The 15,963-nt window shown below is 71.7% G+C and carries 13 protein-coding genes and 1 tRNA gene; 9 read left to right on the forward strand and 5 right to left on the reverse strand.

Annotated elements, in window-relative coordinates:
* Window positions 1-176 precede the first annotated feature (176 nt).
* Together PV789_RS21935 and PV789_RS21940 are read left to right on the forward strand one after the other, a co-directional pair.
* Window positions 177-2,423: a serine/threonine-protein kinase gene (locus PV789_RS21935; RefSeq protein ID WP_274974334.1), complete on the forward strand. Its 2,247-nt coding sequence runs from the start codon at window positions 177-179 to the stop codon at window positions 2,421-2,423.
* Window positions 2,424-2,497: 74 nt separating this feature from the next.
* The gene (locus PV789_RS21940; RefSeq protein ID WP_274974335.1) at window positions 2,498-3,463 is read left to right on the forward strand and encodes a quinone oxidoreductase family protein; all 966 of its coding nucleotides are present in this window, start codon (window positions 2,498-2,500) and stop codon (window positions 3,461-3,463) included.
* A 128-nt stretch (window positions 3,464-3,591) separates the two neighbouring features.
* On the opposite strand, the gene PV789_RS21945 is transcribed toward PV789_RS21940, so the two are convergent.
* The 3 genes from PV789_RS21945 to PV789_RS21955 all read right to left on the reverse strand — a co-directional run bounded on the left by PV789_RS21945 (window position 3,592) and on the right by PV789_RS21955 (window position 8,260).
* Window positions 3,592-4,683, reverse strand: a complete 1,092-nt coding sequence (locus tag PV789_RS21945) for an SPFH domain-containing protein (RefSeq protein WP_274974336.1) — start codon at window positions 4,681-4,683, stop codon at window positions 3,592-3,594.
* Between the two features lie 44 nt (window positions 4,684-4,727).
* Window positions 4,728-5,168, reverse strand: coding sequence for an NfeD family protein (locus PV789_RS21950; RefSeq protein WP_013154452.1), 441 nt, complete (start codon window positions 5,166-5,168; stop codon window positions 4,728-4,730).
* A gap of 164 nt (window positions 5,169-5,332) precedes the next feature.
* Window positions 5,333-8,260, reverse strand: coding sequence for a penicillin acylase family protein (locus tag PV789_RS21955; RefSeq protein ID WP_274974337.1), 2,928 nt, complete (start codon window positions 8,258-8,260; stop codon window positions 5,333-5,335).
* A 321-nt stretch (window positions 8,261-8,581) separates the two neighbouring features.
* Between PV789_RS21955 and PV789_RS21960 the strand changes: the two genes are divergently transcribed.
* Window positions 8,582-9,097, forward strand: coding sequence for a hypothetical protein (locus tag PV789_RS21960; protein ID WP_274974338.1), 516 nt, complete (start codon window positions 8,582-8,584; stop codon window positions 9,095-9,097).
* 42 nt (window positions 9,098-9,139) lie between these two features.
* On the opposite strand, the gene PV789_RS21965 is transcribed toward PV789_RS21960, so the two are convergent.
* Entirely contained in the window at window positions 9,140-10,027 is an 888-nt protein-coding gene (locus PV789_RS21965; RefSeq protein WP_274974339.1) for a cobalamin biosynthesis protein, read from the reverse strand.
* Between the two features lie 543 nt (window positions 10,028-10,570).
* Here PV789_RS21965 and PV789_RS21970 point away from each other — a divergent pair.
* A tRNA-Arg gene (locus tag PV789_RS21970) sits at window positions 10,571-10,646 on the forward strand.
* A gap of 522 nt (window positions 10,647-11,168) precedes the next feature.
* The gene (locus PV789_RS21975) at window positions 11,169-11,834 is read left to right on the forward strand and encodes a hypothetical protein (RefSeq protein ID WP_274974340.1); all 666 of its coding nucleotides are present in this window, start codon (window positions 11,169-11,171) and stop codon (window positions 11,832-11,834) included.
* A 215-nt stretch (window positions 11,835-12,049) separates the two neighbouring features.
* Here PV789_RS21975 and PV789_RS21980 read toward each other — a convergent pair whose 3' ends face one another.
* Entirely contained in the window at window positions 12,050-12,916 is an 867-nt protein-coding gene (locus PV789_RS21980) for a phosphotransferase (RefSeq protein ID WP_274974341.1), read from the reverse strand.
* A gap of 183 nt (window positions 12,917-13,099) precedes the next feature.
* Here PV789_RS21980 and PV789_RS21985 point away from each other — a divergent pair, with 183 nt between their 5' ends.
* The 4 genes from PV789_RS21985 to PV789_RS22000 are packed head-to-tail and all read left to right on the forward strand — an operon-like array spanning window position 13,100 to window position 15,953.
* Window positions 13,100-13,744, forward strand: coding sequence for a HemK2/MTQ2 family protein methyltransferase (locus PV789_RS21985; RefSeq protein ID WP_274978210.1), 645 nt, complete (start codon window positions 13,100-13,102; stop codon window positions 13,742-13,744).
* Window positions 13,737-13,952, forward strand: coding sequence for a CDGSH iron-sulfur domain-containing protein (locus tag PV789_RS21990; protein WP_212643192.1), 216 nt, complete (start codon window positions 13,737-13,739; stop codon window positions 13,950-13,952). Before PV789_RS21985 ends, PV789_RS21990 begins: the two co-directional genes overlap by 8 nt.
* On the forward strand, window positions 13,949-14,944 hold the full coding sequence (locus tag PV789_RS21995; RefSeq protein WP_274974342.1) for an iron-containing redox enzyme family protein: 996 nt from the start codon (window positions 13,949-13,951) through the stop codon (window positions 14,942-14,944). Before PV789_RS21990 ends, PV789_RS21995 begins: the two co-directional genes overlap by 4 nt.
* Before the next feature lie 7 nt (window positions 14,945-14,951).
* On the forward strand, window positions 14,952-15,953 hold the full coding sequence (locus PV789_RS22000; RefSeq protein ID WP_274974343.1) for an L-histidine N(alpha)-methyltransferase: 1,002 nt from the start codon (window positions 14,952-14,954) through the stop codon (window positions 15,951-15,953).
* The last annotated feature ends 10 nt before the right edge of the window (window positions 15,954-15,963 follow it).

Genomic DNA, 15,963 nt, shown 5'->3' on the forward strand with positions numbered 1-15,963 from the left:
CGCGAGGGGCATCCCCACGACTGACACGGCGCGTTCGCGCCGCTCACGAACACCCCGCCCCGGGTCCGGGCCCGCGTCCGCGGGGACCGGGGGGCGAGTCAGTCCAGAGCGCGTCGGCGTGTCGGCATCTGTACGCTGTGAGCGCGAACTCCACGATTCATGAGGGACCCCCAACTGTGACGTCGAACGGGCAGCAGAGCGGCAAACCCCTGCGCGTGGGGGATCCGCGCGAACTCGACGGTTACCGCATCGTGAGCCGTCTCGGCCGGGGCGGCATGGGCACCGTCTACCTCGCCAGGGACGCCTCCGACCGGTCCGTCGCAGTCAAACTCATCCACCCCGACCTGGCCGACGACGAGTCCTTCCGGCTGCGCTTCGCGCGCGAGGTCGAGGCCGCGCGCCGCGTGGCCCGCTTCTCCACCGCGGGGGTGATCGACGCCCGGCTGGAGGGCGATCCCCTCTTCATCGTCTCGGAGTACGTCCCGGGCCCGAACCTGGACGAGGCGGTCCGCGCGGACGGCTCGATGGCGGGCGGCACCCTGGAGGGCCTGGCCATGGGCGTGGCCGCGGCGCTCACCGCCATCCACGGGTCCGGGGTCGTCCACCGCGACCTCAAACCGGCGAACGTGCTGCTCTCCACGGTCGGCCCGAAGGTCATCGACTTCGGCATCGCCCGCGCCCTGGACGAGGCCGCGGACGCGGTCACCCGCTCCAGCCAGCTCATGGGCACCCCCTCGTACATGGCCCCGGAGCTGATCCTGGGCGAGCGGGCCACCGCGGCCGCCGACATCTTCGCGTGGGGCTGCCTGGTGGCCTTCGCCGGAACCGGCACCGCCCCCTTCGACGCCGCCACGGTCCCCGCCGTCCTGCACAACATCTCCTCGGCGCCGCCGCGCCTGGACGGCCTGGACCCGGACATGTACGACCTGGTCAACGCCGCACTGGACAAGGACCCGGCCAACCGGCCCACCTCCAAGCAGCTCCTGGCCCGGCTCACCGGCCAGGAGGACCCGCAGGAGTCCGAGGTGGAGCGCACGATCAGCACCTCGTGGGCCCCGCCGAGCAGCTCCCCGGTCCCGGGGCGGCCGCCGCGGGACACCGGGGTCGGGGTGCGGGAGAGCGGGCCCGCGGCGCACCAGGCGCCGAGCGGACCCCAGCAGGCGGAGGGCCAGCCCCCGGACAGCGGACCGCAGCAGGGCGCCGCGCTCCCGGACGGCGGCCAGCCCCTCCAGGCGCAGGCCACGCAGTACAACCCGTACGCGCAGCCCACGCACGTCCAGCACCCGGTACAGCCGCCCCACCTGGAACAGCGGCACGGCAACCCGGGCCTCCAGCCCCCGGGCCCCCAGCAGGGCGCGGGGTACGGCGGCCACCCGCCCCAGGGCCAGCCTCAGGTCCACGGCCAGCAGGTTCCCGGCCACTACGCCCACTCCGGCGGCCAGGTCCCCCCGGCGCACCAGGCGCACGGCGGTCACCCGTCCCCGGCCCAGGGCCAACACGCCTTCAACGCCTACTCCGGTCCCGGCGGCCCCGGTGCTCCGGGCCCACCGGGCAGCCCCGCTGGACCGTCCGGCGGCGCACCGCGCAAGCGCAGGCGGCTGGTGGTGATCGGCGCGGCCGCGGGCGCGGTCGTCCTGGTGGCCGCCGTGGGCGCGGCGGTCCTGCTCAACGACGGCCCGGGGATCCCGGAGAACACCGTCTCCATCCACAATCCCGACTTCAGCTCCGACCCCGGCTGGGTCAGCAACACCTACGCGTACGAGGAGTCCGACGGCTACTGGGCCGAGCAGGAGGGCGTCGTGCTCACGGTGGAGCCCGACACCCAGCCCAGCCGCGGTGAGGTGGTGGAACTGGAGCAGGAGCAGGAACTGCCCGCCGACGTCCTGGTGAGCAGCGGCGTGTACGCGGTCACCGGCCCCGAGCAGTCCATGTTCGGCCTGCGCTGCTGGGACAACGACGGTGAGGACGGCCGCAGCCAGTACGAGGCCCTGCTGCGCCACGACGGCCAGGGCGCGTCGGTCCGCCGGATGAGCGAGACCGAGGGCGACAGCGTTCTCGCGGAGGCCACCGACGTGCCCGGCTACGTGCCCTACCCGGTCTACGACGAGTCGTCGCGCGAGGAGTACGGCATCGACGCCGGGAACCCCTTCGGCTTCGACCACGAGAACATCCCCACCAACACCGTCACGCTCTCCTGCCGCTTCGACGAGGCCGAGGACACCATGGAGCTGTCCATGTGGGTCAACGAGGAGCACGTCCTGACCACCGTGGACGACAACCCCCTCCCCCAGGACGCCGAGGAACCGCAGGACCGCCGCAGGGTCGGCATCGTGGCCCGGCAGGGGCCGAGCAACCAGCCGTTCTCGGCGTTCTTCACCGACTTCTCGCTGCACCGGATCCTGGAGGAGGGCCGGTCGGAGTGAGCGGGCCGCCGTGGCCGGTTCGGGCTCCGGGCTGACATGATGCCGGGAACCGACCCGGAAGGAGCAGTGGACCCATGCGTGCCATCGTGATCGAGGAGAACGGCGGACCCGAGGTACTGCGGCTGGCCGAGAGGGACGACCCGGCGCCCGGCCCCGGGGAGGTCCTGATCGACGTCGAGGCCCGCGGGGTCAACTTCATCGACATCTACCAGCGCAGCGGCCTGTACGACGTCCCGCTCCCCTACGTCCCGGGGATGGAGGGCGCGGGCGTGGTGGCCGCCGTCGGCGAGGGCGTCACCGACCTGTCCGCGGGGCAGCGGGTCGGCTGGGCGATGGCCCCCGGCGCGTACGCCGAACGGGCCGTGGTCAAGGCCTCGCTGGTCGTCCCCGTCCCGGACGCCGTCTCCGCCGAGCAGGCCGCCGCCCTGCTGCTCCAGGGCATGACCGCCCACTACCTGGTCCGCTCGGTGTACCCGGTGGCCGAGGGCGACACCGTGCTGGTGCACGCGGCCGCGGGCGGCACCGGTCTGCTGGTGACCCAGCTGGCCAAGGAGCGCGGCGCGCGCGTCATCGGCACCGTGTCCACCGAGGAGAAGGAGCGCATCGCGCGCGAGGCGGGCGCGGACGAGGTGGTGCGCTACGCCGAGACCCCCGTGGCCGAGGCGGTGCGCGACCTCACCGGCGGCGAGGGGGTGGCCGCGGTCTACGACGGCGTCGGCCGGGACACCTTCGACGCCAGCCTGGCCTCGCTGCGCCCGCGCGGTGTGCTGGCGCTGTTCGGTCAGTCCTCGGGAGAGGTGGCCCCGGTGGACCCGCAGCGGCTCAACTCCGCCGGTTCGGTGTACCTGACCAGGCCCTCGCTGGCCTACTTCGTGGCCGACCGCGAGGAGCTCCTGGGCCGGGCCGGCGACCTGTTCGCGCTGGTGGGCGACGGCCGCCTGGACGTGCGGATCGGCGGACGCTACCCGCTGGCCGACGCGGGGCGGGCCCAGAGCGACCTGGCCTCGCGCCGGACCACCGGCAAGCTCCTGCTGGTCTGAGCCGGACGGCCCCGGGCCGCACGCACGACGGGCGGGGGAAGGCGGCCCCTCTCCCCCGCCGCTCCGAACCGGCTCCGCGGCCGGTGGCCCCGCCGCCGGTGCGGCGCGACCGGCCGCGCGGACGGAACCTAGTCCTCCTCGCGCGGCCCGGGCGTCCGGGAGCCGCCGAGGGCCGACCCGGCCCGCCTCACGTCGTCGCGGGCGTCGGCCACCGCGCGTTCGGCGGCCTCGGCCGCGTCCACGGCTGCCTGCGCCGAGGAGGAACGGGTGGGGTCGGGCGCCGTGAGCTGCGCGGGTCCGCGGGGTTCGGTCTCCTCCTCGTCCTCCTGTTTCCGCGTGGAGGGCACCGTCGGGGCGTCGCCCGCGAAGGCGTGGCTGACGTTCTTGACGGCCTCGGTGAGCTCGCCGGGGATCACCCAGAAGGTGTTGCCGTCGCCCTCGGCCAGGGACGGCAGGGTCTCCAGGTACTTGTAGGCGAGCACCTTGGCGTCGGCGTTGTTGGCGTGCACCGCCTGGAACACGCGCTCGATCGCCTTGGCCTCGCCGTCGGCCCGCAGGATGGCCGCCTGCTGGTCGCCCTGGGCCTCCAGGATGGCCTGCTGGCGGGCGCCCTCCGCCTTGAGGATGCGCGACTGGCGCTCGCCCTCGGCGTGGAGGATGGCCGCGCGCTTGTCGCGGTCGGCCCGCATCTGCTTCTCCATCGCCTCCTTGATGGTGGGCGGCGGGTCGATGGCCTTGATCTCCACGCGGTTGACGCGGATGCCCCACTTGCCGGTGGTCTCGTCCAGGACCCCGCGCAGGCGGGTGTTGATCTCCTCGCGGGAGGTGAGCGTCTTCTCCAGGTCCATGGAGCCGATGACGTTGCGCAGCGTGGTGACGGTGAGCTGGTCGATAGCCTGGATGTAGTTGGCGACCTCGTAGGCCGCGGCCCTGGGGTCGGTGACCTGGTAGTACAGCACGGTGTCGATGTTGACGACCAGGTTGTCCTCGGTGATGACGGGCTGCGGGCGCGAGGTGAACACCTGCTCGCGCAGGTCGAACTTGGAGTTGACGCGGTCCACGCCCGGGATGAGGAAGTTCAGGCCCGGGTTCAGGGTGCGGATGTAGCGGCCGAAGCGCTCGATGTTGTACGCCCTGGCCTGCGGGACGATGCGGATCGCCGCCAGGGCAACGGCAACGACGACGACCGCGAGGATGATGAGGGCGATGGTGGGTTCCATGTGCTGGCACCTGGCCTAGGTCGGGAACGTGACTGTGGCGGGGTTCAGGGCAGTGCCTCGCGCGGGTAGACAACGGCTGTGGCCCCGTCGATCTCCATGACGTCCACGCGCGTGCCCACCGGGATGACGAGGTCCTCGTCGATGCAGCGCGCGGACCACTCCTCCCCGGAGAGCTTGATCCTGCCCCGGTCGGCGCCGACCTCCTGCAGGACGACCGCGGAGCGTCCGACGAGCGCCTGGGCACCCGACCTGACGACGGGGCCGCCCCTGAGCTGGCGCCGCATGATCGGCCGCACGAGGTAGATTCCGGCGGCCGCGGTGGCGGTGAACCCGATGATCTGTGCGGCCACCGGAAGCCCGATGGCGCCGAGGAGGGCGGCGACCAGCGCCGCGACCGCCAGGAGGCCCAGTACGAACGTGAGTGTGAAGACCTCGACGACTCCCAGGCCCACGGCGAGGATGAGCCAGATCAACCAGGCGTCCATGTTCCTGCGGCCCTCCCGCTCATGTTCGGGTATTCCTTACGCTACCCACACGGACCCGGCGAAGCACGCGATCCGGCTCCGGTGTTCCCCTGCCGTGACACGCGGACGCGGCCCCCGCCGGCACCCGCTCGGGGCCACCGCGGGCCGCGTCCGCTCCGCCCGTCCTACCGTCCGCCGGAGAACTGGTAGACGAGCTGGTACGTGGGCCGGTTCTGCCACGCGATCGGCCACATGTTGATGCCGCCGACCGCCTGGTGGATCACCGTGTCCGCGCACAGCTGGTCGCCCGGGTCGCAGTGCTCGTCGCCGGGGTAGACCTCCGCCGCGGGGGTGTCCGCGGCCTGGGCCAGGGTGTCCAGCAGCACCGTACGGCAGGCGTCCGGGTCGCCGCCACCGCAGTGGGCCTCGCCCAGTCCGCCCTCCACCTCCTGTCCGAGCACCGTGCGCAGGTCCTTGTCCACGTAGGACCACCAGCCGTACTGGAACGCCGAGCCCCGGTGGGGCTGCGCCTGGTTGACGCTCCCGGGCTCGCCTCCCCCGATGGAGCCCGAGGGCGACTCGTCGGTCTGCACGGCCCTGGTGAGCTGGGTGTAGAGGTCCTCGCCCAGGCCAGGTTCGAACTGGGCCCGCACCAGCAGCGGCCACCAGGCGTCCAGCGTGCGGATGGCGTCGGCGTGGGAGTAGTGCCCGGCGTCGCGGAAGGGCTCACGGCGCAGGGATCCCGACTCGTGCCAGAGCCGCAGCTCCTCCACGACCGCGGCCAGTTCGGGGTCGTCCACGGCCTCGGTCCCGATCACCTCCAGCAGGAGCGGGAGGACCTCCTGGGCGCGCAGGTCGGCGACCCCGGCCTCCATCATCACCCGGGTCAGGCTGGCGGTGGTGAACTCGTGCCCGTCGGCGACCAGCGCGGAGACGCGGCCGTCGATGAGGTCGCCGCGGTGCACCGACCCGGTGGCCCAGCCGGAGGTGTAGCCCTGGGCGGGCTTGTTGTTCCAGTTGACGATGTAGTCGGGGTTGATCGCCTGCGGGTGGTCCTCCTGCGGGTGGTAGTCGACGCCGTTGGTGTCGGGGTCCCAGCCGGACCAGCCCGCGTCGGAGTAGGCGTCCACGGGCAGGTTGGGGTTGGTGCCCTCGGTCCGGACCGGGTTGGCCCCGGAGTTGACGAAGGCGATGTCCTCGTCGTCGACGTAGTGCCAGTTGAAGGCGTATCCGATGTCCTCGGCCGCGTCCGTGAAGGTCTGCGCCGAGGTGACCTCGCCGGGGTCGTTGAAGCGCTGGAAGCCGATGATGGAGTCGACCTCGCGCATGTAGGTGGAGCGCCGCGTCGTGAACGCGACGGGCTCGCCGTCCACGGTCGCGAAGGAGTGCACCAGGCCGAACTCCGAGCGCAGGGAGGTGAGCGTGTAGCCGCCCGACGGAGTGCCGTCGGCGATGGTGGGCGACCACTCGTTGGTGACGCTCAGCTCCTCGAAGGGCACGCAGTCCCCGGCGGTGTCCACGTAGGCGCGCGACCCGGTGGTGGGCGCGGACCCGTCGGTCTCGCACAGTTCGACGGCGAAGGTGTCGGTGACGTCCTGGCCCGCCGATGTGGCGCTCCAGGCGTAGTCGACGCCGCGCCCCATCTGGACGTAGAAGCTCACGCCCGCGAAGGACGCGCCGCGTGCGCTGATACCCGGCCCCTGGAGTTCCTGGAGCATGAGCAGTTGCGGGGAGAAGTAGCCGGTCTGGGGGCCCATCACGGCGACGGGGTTGCCGCTCGCGGTGTGCTCGCCCGAGACGAGCAGGGCGTTGGACATGCCGCGGGGGTCGGTGAAGCCCTCGGGCAGGACGCCGTCGTTGAACACGCCCTCCACCGCGGACAGGTCCCCGTCCTCGACCATCTGTTCCAGCTCGTCGCGCTGTTCCCGGGGCAGGTCCTCGACCGCGGGCGCCTCGGCGCCCTCCTCGGGCTCCTCCACCGTGCTCGCCGACGGGGCGGGCTGCTCGGCGGTCTCGCCGCTGAGCGCGGAACCGTGCTCGTCGTGGACGATGTCGTAGGGCTCCACGGAGCCGGGGTCGGGCACGGCCTCGCCGACCGGGTTCTCGGGGGTGCCGCTGTAGGGGAACTCGCCCTCGACGCTGACCACGGCCTCGGGGTCGTTCTCCGTCCGCCAGGCGCGGTAGAGCTCGGCGCCCTCCTCGGCCCCGTAGCGGTCCCGGAAGTTGGCGAGCACGACGGCCGCCTGGACCTCGCCGCCGCCACCGCCGCCGAAGATGCCGCCCACCATGGCGGCGATGCCGACGACGTCGGTGGGGGTGAAGGGCTCGATCTCCCCGGCGTTGGTGATGGCGTCCTTGTGCCCGGTCAGGACGTACTCGCCGGGGAAGTCGCGGTCGTCGTCGGCCTCCTCGATGTAGGCGTTGACGCCCTCCAGGTAGGCGTCGACGTCGGCGAGGGCCTGCGCACCGCGCTCTCCGCTGGCCGCGACCCGGTCGATCTGCGCCTGCTTGTCCTCCTCGGTGTAGGGGGCGCTGCGCCACAGGTCCTGTTCCAGCCCGCGATTGCCCTCGGCCCCTCCGGCGAAGGAGGTGAGTTCACCGCGTCCGACCCGGCGCAGCACGTCCATGAGGAAGAGGCGGTCCTCCGCCGCGGCGTACCCGGCGCCGAACATGGTGCCCTCACGGGTGGTGCCCTCGACGTGCGGGATGCCGTGGTCGGCGTCGCGGGTGATGGTGACGTCGTCGCGCGGCTGGTACCGGCGCCCCACGTCGTCGGCGTCGACCCCGAAACCGGCGTCGAGGAAGAAGTCGTCCAGGCCCTCCTCGGTGAGGCCGTCGTAGTGGTGGACGAGGTTGTCGTACATGTCCAGCTGGCTGGAGGAGTGCCGCGGCCGGGTGCCGAAGACCTGGTGGCCGAGGATCTCGACGAGCGTGGCGCTGCCGTTCTGGCCGGGGGGAAGGATGTCGTTGCATCCCCCGGGCGCGCAGTAGTCGGGTTCCGGTTCGGCGAGGGCCCTGGGGGCGGCGGGGAGGGCGGCGAGCGTGGCCGCGGCCACCATCAGGGCGGTACCCGAGGCGCCGGTGCGTAGCCGTCGTCTGAGCGAGGGGAACAAGAGCTGTCACCACCTGGGGGTGCGGGCGATGGGTGAGCGCATGCTACGCACGAGTAAGGAAATCGCGAAAGAGATTCATATTTGGGCGGGCCGGAGGAACCCCGTACCGGAAAACCGGCGGGTTTGGAGTGACCTGCGCCACAAGCAGCCCGAATTCCGGAGGGCGGTCGGGGCAGTGCCCGGCACGGGAGACGGGGCGTGGCCACATCCGGCCACGGTCCTCGGACGCACCCCCGCGGGGCCGCCGGTACGGCCGGACGGGTCGGCGCCGGTACCGGGGAAGTGGTTCTGTGCCTGCCCGCCTTTTGACACAATCGCGGCATGAGCGAGTACCCCAACTCCCGCCCGGGGGAACCGTGGTGGCACGAGCCCCACGGTGAGACCCCCGGCTGGGGCCTTCCCCCGCAGCAGCACGGCGGCGGGGCCCTGGAGCCCTACGGCTCCCCCACCGGGGGCTACCAGCCCGCCGTCCCCCCGCCCCAGCCCGAGGGGGACGTCCCCCTCGGCACCATCGGCGAGATCGCGTTCTCCCGGCACACCGTGATCACTCCCATCGGGCGCTTCCCGATCAGGGGAACGGTGTGGACGGTGAACGACATGAGCCGCACCGAACGGAACACGCCCACCTGGGCGGTCATCGTGGCCGTCCTGGTCTTCTGGTGGACCTGTCTGCTCGGACTGCTCTTCCTCCTGGTCAAGGAGCAGAGGACCACCGGGCACGTGCAGGTCACCGTCCAGGGGCACGACAGGCACTACAGCACGACGATCATGGTGACCCACCCTGGCATGGTGGGCCAGATCCACCAGCAGGTGAACTACGCGCGCAACCTGACCTGAGCCGGGCCCGCGCCCGGGGCGTTCACCGACGCCAGCCGGGCGCTACCGGGCCGCCGCCGCGGCCACGGCCAGGGCCCCGAGGTGGACGGCCCGGGCCAGGCGGACCGCACGGCGGATGTCGTCGACCCCGGCCCGGGGCCCGTCGCCCATCGCCGGGCGGCGCTCCTCGCGCCCCCCGTAGACGTTGGCGCCGCCCAGGGTCCGGCCGAGCGCGCCCGCGAACGCGGCCTCGCACTGCCCGGCGTTCGGGCTGGGGTGCCGGTCGCCGTCGCGCCGCCACACGCGCCACGCCCCGCGCACGTCACCGCCGACCACGGGCGCGGCCAGGACCGCCAGGACCGCGGTCAGCCGGGCCGGGCCCCACCCGGCGAGGTCGTCCAGCCGCGCCGAGGCGGACCCGAACCGTTCGTAGCGCTCATCGCGGTGGCCGACCATGGCGTCGAGGGTGTTGACGGCGCGGAAACCCGCCAGGCCCGCGACCCCGCCCAGGGCTCCCCAGACCAGGGGCCCGACCACGGCGTCGGAGGTGTTCTCGGCGACCGACTCGACCACGGCCCGGGCGACTCCCTCCTCGTCGAGCCGGGAGGGGTCCCTGCCGCACAGGTTCGGCAGGAGTTCCCGCGCCCGCGCGAGGTCGCCGTCCTCCAGGGCCCAAGCGATCTGCTCGGCCTCCCGGCACAGCATGCTGCCGCCGAGCACGGCCCACGTCGTCGCAGCAGTCGCCGCGCCGCCCCGCACCACGGAACCCGCGGCCACCACCGGAAGCACGGCCCCGGCCGCGAACAGGGCGCCGCGCGCCCGCGAGTCCCCGTAGACGCGCCGTTCCCACCATCCCGCGGCGCGCCCGTACAGGGCGACCGGATGCCCCCGACGCGGGTCGGGCACCGCCTTGTCGAGCAGGAAGCCCGCCACCAGTCCCAGAGATCGCACCCGACCACGTTAGCCGTGTCAAGGAAGTCCCTCGCAACTCCCAAACCACGGCAAACCATGTTTGTCTCTCTGGGTAATAACACATACACAAAGAGCAATAATTGACTGACCGCAAGGGGCCTCCGCATGCTGACCGCGCTGGCCGTGCTGATGGTCTCCGCAGGTCAGTGGTGGTGGTTCTGACTCCCCGTCCCACCTCGGGCATCGGGACTTCGCGAAACGCCCGGGGTACAGCACCGCACCGGGAGTTAATCACCGGTAACGTGGTGCGCGAGGCCCATAGCGACCGGTTTGGTGGAACGCGCGTGGTAACGAGAGGCAACTACGAATCACCGTAGTTGATGAGTCTTTGCCCGACTGTGGGCGACATCAGGCGAATACCCTAGAATGTCTGCCCGGGACGCCACCGGCACCACGGCACGGGTCCTCCCGACCGCAGGCCCGCCGACCGGCCCCCGCCCCGCCTTCGGCGCGCGACGCCTTCCCGCGACCACGTGTCACAGCGTGATCACGACCTGCCATGGCGGGCGACAATTGAATCGAGCACCCGTAGCTCAGTGGATAGAGCACCGGACTTCTAATCCGATGGTCGCAGGTTCGAATCCTGCCGGGTGCGCCACAAAACCCCAGGTCAGAGGGGGTGCGCGAGTCGAACAGACGAGGCGCCGGGTCTGGTTCGGGGCCTGACATCCTCCATGTGTGCTCCGCAGTGCAAGGTCCAGTACAGGTGGAGGCCCACCTCGCGGAGCACTTTGCCGTCCCGTGACCCTGGTGGCCCGCGCCGGGCACGCCCCCGTGCCAGCCCACCAGCGCTCCACAACCGTCCCGATGCCGCGGCGTGGTGTACCTCTCGGGCCTGGGGACACGCCCTGGTGCCCCAAGGCCGCATACGGCCGACCCAGCCGAAGCCCCTGCCCCCAGGTCCTCGCGCGCCGCGATCAGACGGCATGGACAAAACGCGAGGAGAACGAGACAGCGTCGCCAACGCCGTGAACCGAGGTCTGAACCAGGTCCACCTGAACCTGGTACCACCGCGAACTCCAGTGCCTGCGCGCCAAGGTATTCAACGGTTCTCCGGAGAATCCTGCCCGGAAAACGGATCGGCCAATTCACAGATCGACCTGTTGCGTACCGTGAACGCATGAGCAATGGAATCCGATGGATCGGCGTACACAGCGATCAGAGGCCGAGCACCCGTATCCCCGGGATGCTCGGTGGTATTTCCCTCACCGCAGCCCGTGACATCGACACCGAGGACTTCCTCACCTGTCTCGGCGCAGAGCCCCTCCAGCTCGACGAAGGCTGTCTATACAAGGACTGGCGATCGGTGGCCCTTCCTGACGGGATGGATACCAGAAAAGTCAACTACGCCATGTACGGCACCTACGGTGACTGGGTGTACGTACTGGAGGATCGGGAAATGGCCACCTGGCACATGCACCGTCGCGGCGGCCCGCCGATGTCCGCGCTGGCCGGGGTGGAAACCGTCTGTGTGAGCTTGAACAGGCACGACCCGCCCCCCTACATCTCACACGTCACTCCCGAAGGCCACATCGTCAGTGTGGAGTACGGGGAGGACACGGGCTACGGATCAGCGTTCGATGCCGCGCTACAAGCGGCGGGTGCAGTCTTCCCATCCGTGTGGGACATGCCGGAGGACGAGCTGGAGCTGTACTGGGAGCAGAATATGGAAGGACTCCTGCCAGCGGTGTTCTCCGCAGTCGGAAACTACTGCGGACTGTCCATCGATCAGGTAGCAGTCGAAACCGGTGACCTTCCCGTCGCTGTTCTCTTCCCCCTGACTTGACCCACACAGACCAGGAGGGGCTCTCCTGATATTCGGCCTGTGGCGGTTAGGTGACGGTCATGGTGTAGATGCCGGGGTCAGCTGGTTTACCCCCGTCGACGGTGTAAGCGCAGTTGCCACTCATACGGGGGCCGTCTCGCGTACTCCTTGGCAGAGGCTGGATGCAAGCCCTGCGGTTAGGGCACACCCGTGGTGCTGTCGTCGGAACCTGCTTTCTACAGGCCGCCCAGCCGCCTGTTCATCGTGTCCAGTGTCGGCCAGGGAGGACCGCCGCGCAGCGCGCGCAGGAGCTCCTCCCCGAAACGCCTCCCGTTCGGGAACTCGTCGCCGCGGTCCCAGCGCCACGCCGCGACCATCGCGAGAACGAGCTGTCGGCACTCGTCCAGGAGCCCCTGGTCGATGTCCGGGTAGTGCTCGCAGACCTCCTCGGGCACATGGGCGAGGTCGAACTCGACGGGTCCGCGGCAGCACGTCTCCAGGTCGATGAACAACGGGCCGATCCGTGTGCTGAGCACGTTGCCCGGATGCGGTTCTCCGTGGAGCAGTTGCTCCGCGGCGCCGCGCTCCCCGATCGTCCGTCGCAGGCCCGCCAGCCTGCCGCCGAGGAAGGCGCGATCCGCGTCGGCCAAATCCGGTGAGCGGTCCGGGTCGGCCACGATGTCCTGCGCCTGCGTGATCCGGTCCGTGAACCGCGGGCTCGGCACGTCGACCCGGCGCATGCCGGCGTGCAGCAGTTCCAGCGCCTCGGCGCACTCGGCCGGTGGGACGCGGGGCGTTACGGGCTCGTAGTAGGTCCACAGCGTCACGGTGAAGCCGTCGCGCGTGTACACGCGCGGGTCCGCCCGGGGCTCCAGGGGGCACACCGGGGCCCCCGCCGCGACGAGCCGCTGAGCCAGCTCCACCTCGAACCGCGCGACCTCCTGGCCCACGGGGGCGACCCGGGCGAAGACGTCGCACGGGGTCAGCCGCAGCGCCAGCTTGTTCGAGTTGTGGAGCACGGTCGCGCCGCTGGCCGGCAGGCCGAGCGAGGCGGCGACCGAGGTCGCGGCCGCCGTCGCACGAGTAACGTCGGACATTTCCATGCTCAGATCCTGGCGTACCGGACGCCGGTGGTCTCCCCCTTTTCCTTTCCGGGCACGGGGGTGGCTCGGTCGCCCCGCGCGCCAGCGTACCTCCGCGTCACCCACGGTCACAGGCCATCACGCGCAGGGCCCGCGCGGCGGTTGGAGGGGTCGGGACCGGGTAGTGGCTGCCCCATGCTGCTGATGAGGCCACCGGGTGTTTACCCAGCTCAGGAGGACACCTCCTTGCTCCGTACCGTGCTGCGCCAGCACGGCCGGGTCGCCGGGCGCTCCGTCCTCGACGTCGGTTCGGGCACCGGGGCGCTGGGCATCGAGGCCTTCCGCGCCGGCGCGGCCAGCCTCACCTCGATCGACCTGTCGCGCCGCTCGGTGCTGGCGAGCTGGCTCAACAGCCGACTGCACGGGGTCCCGGCCAAGGTCCGGCGCGGCGACCTGTTCGCTCCCGTGGCCCCGCACCGCTTCGACCTCGTGCTCGCCAACCCGCCCTACATGCCCGCTCCCGGTCGGCGGCTGCCCCGCCACCGGATCGCCAGGTGCTGGGACGCGGGGCCGGACGGGCGGATCCTGTTGGACCGCATCTGCGCGGGGGCGTCCTCGGTGCTCAGCGAGGACGGCGCACTGCTGCTCGTACAGTCCGAACTCGCCGACGAGCAGGCCACGTTGGAACAGCTCAGGAAGGCCGGGCTGGTGCCCGAGGTCCTCGCCAGGGCCCGCATCCCGTTCGGGCCGGTGCTGCGCGCGCGTGCCGCGGCGCTGCGCGCCCGAGGTCTGCTCGGCCCCGACCAGACGGAGGAGGAACTCGTGGTCATCGAGGCACGCCATGGCTGAGGACCGCCGCCGGATCGTCGTCACCGACGACGGCCCGGTCCTCGTCTACGGCCCGGTCGACGTGGAGACGCCCGACGGAACGCGCGTGCGCAGCGACCGGGCGGTCACCGCGCTGTGCGTGTGCGGCCGCAGCAGGCGCCGCCCGTTCTGCGACACCAGCCACCGCCGGCGTGTACGCGGCGACGGAGGGAAGGAGCACGGCCCATGACCATGACGACGCCGGAGGCGCCGACGCTGCCCGCCCCCCGCGGCCCGGTCTCCGAGGCGGTTCTGGAAGCGCTGCGCGGGAACCGGACCGGGCTCCCCCCGGTGGACGGCTCCCCGCCCTACGGTGAGGACCTCCAGCTCGCCCTCTACTGCTGCTACGAGCTCCACTACCGCGGGTTCGGGGGAGTCGACGCCGACCGCGAGTGGGACCCGGCGCTGCTGGCGTTGCGCGCCGGACTGGAGGGGGCCTTCCTCGGCGCGCTCAGGGACGAGGTGGCCCCCGGCACGGACGTCGAGAGCGAGATCGGCGCGCTCCTGGTCGAGCACGTCGACGCGTTCGGCGCCTCCCACCACCTGCGCCGCCACGGGCAGCTGTGGCAGCTGCGCGAGTACGTCGCCCTCCGCTCCCTCTACCACCTGAAGGAGGCCGACCCGCAGACCTTCGTCATCCCGCGCCTGCACGGCCCCGCCAAGGCGGCGCTCGTGACCGTGCAGCACGACGAGTACGGCGCGGGGGACCCCGAGCGGACGCACTCCACGCTCTTCGCCGACATGATGGCCGAACTGGGCCTGTGCGCGGACTACGGCGCCTACCTCGACTCCGCCCCCGCCGAGATGCTGGCCGAGGTCAACTTCATGTCGCTGTGCGGTCTGCACCGCGGGTTGCGCGGAGCGCTGATCGGACAGTTCGCCACCGTCGAGCTCACCTCCTCCCCCGGCTCGGACCGGCTGGTCAAGGCCATGCGGAGGCTGGACTGCGGTCCGGCCGCCATCCGGTTCTACGCCGAGCACGTCGAGGCCGACGCGGTGCACGAGCAGCTCCTGCGGCGCGAGGTGATCGCGCCGCTGCTGAGCACCGAACCCGAGCTGGCCTCCGACATCGTGTTCGGCGTCCGCGCCAGCACTCTCCTGGCCACCCGGCTGGAGGAGTACCTCCTGAGCCGGTGGAGCCGGGGCGAGTCGGGCTTGCGCGAAGCGACGGGACGGACGTGAGGAGACCATGAGAACACCTGGACCAGCGGTGCGGGCCCGTGTCCTTCCGCTCGCCGACAGGGGCGACGCGGTGCCGGACGACACCGTGGTGCGCGACTGCCTGCGGCAGTCACCGCCCCGGCTGCCGCCCTGGCTCGGCTACGACGCGGTCGGCTCCGCGCTGTTCGAGCGGATCACCGAGCTGCCCACCTACTATTTGACCCGCGTGGAACGCGACCTGTTGGAGCGCCACTCCGCGGAGATCGCCGAACTGCTCGCCTGCGGGCGCGTCGCCGAGCTGGGCAGCGGAAGCGCGAAGAAGACACGGCTGCTGCTGGAGAGCTGTCTGCGCCTGCGCGAGACCGCCTACCTGCCGATCGACGTCGACCGGGGCATGCTGGAGTCCAGCGGCGCCGAGTTGTGCGCGGAGCTGGACGGACTGGAGGTCACGGGCCTGTGGGGACGTTACGAAGCCGGTCTGGACTGGCTGCGCACCCACCCCGGTGAGCCGCTGGCGATCGTCTTCCTCGGCAGCAGCTTCGCCAACGCCACCCGCGGGGAACGCGACGCGCTGCTGGGCGAGATCGCCCGGACCCTGCGCCCGGGCGAGGCCTTCCTGGTCTCCGCCGACCTGGACAAGGGCCGCGAGGCCCTGGAGACCTGCTACAACGATCCCGCCGGGCACTCGGCCTTCGCCGACTTCCGGCTCAACTACCTCACCCGGTTGAACGACCTCTACGGCGCCGACTTCGTGCTCGAAGACTTCGTCCCGGAGGCGCGCTACGACGCGGACACCACCACCGTGGAGGGGCGTCTTCGCGCCCGGGCCGACCGGGCGGTGCCCGTACCGGGTCTGGGGCTGACCGTGCGGGTGCCGCGCGGGCGGTTCGTCAACGTCGGCTACTCGGTGAAGTTCGATGTTCAGGGGCTGACCGAGGAGGTGGGGGCGCACGGTTTCGGTCTGAGGGCCCGGTGGCTGGACCCCGACGCGCGGTACGGGCTGTTCCTCTTCCGCCGCGACGGGGGCTGAACGGGCGAGG

The organism is Nocardiopsis camelliae (assembly GCF_028993595.1).
Lineage (GTDB): Bacteria > Actinomycetota > Actinomycetes > Streptosporangiales > Streptosporangiaceae > Nocardiopsis > Nocardiopsis dassonvillei.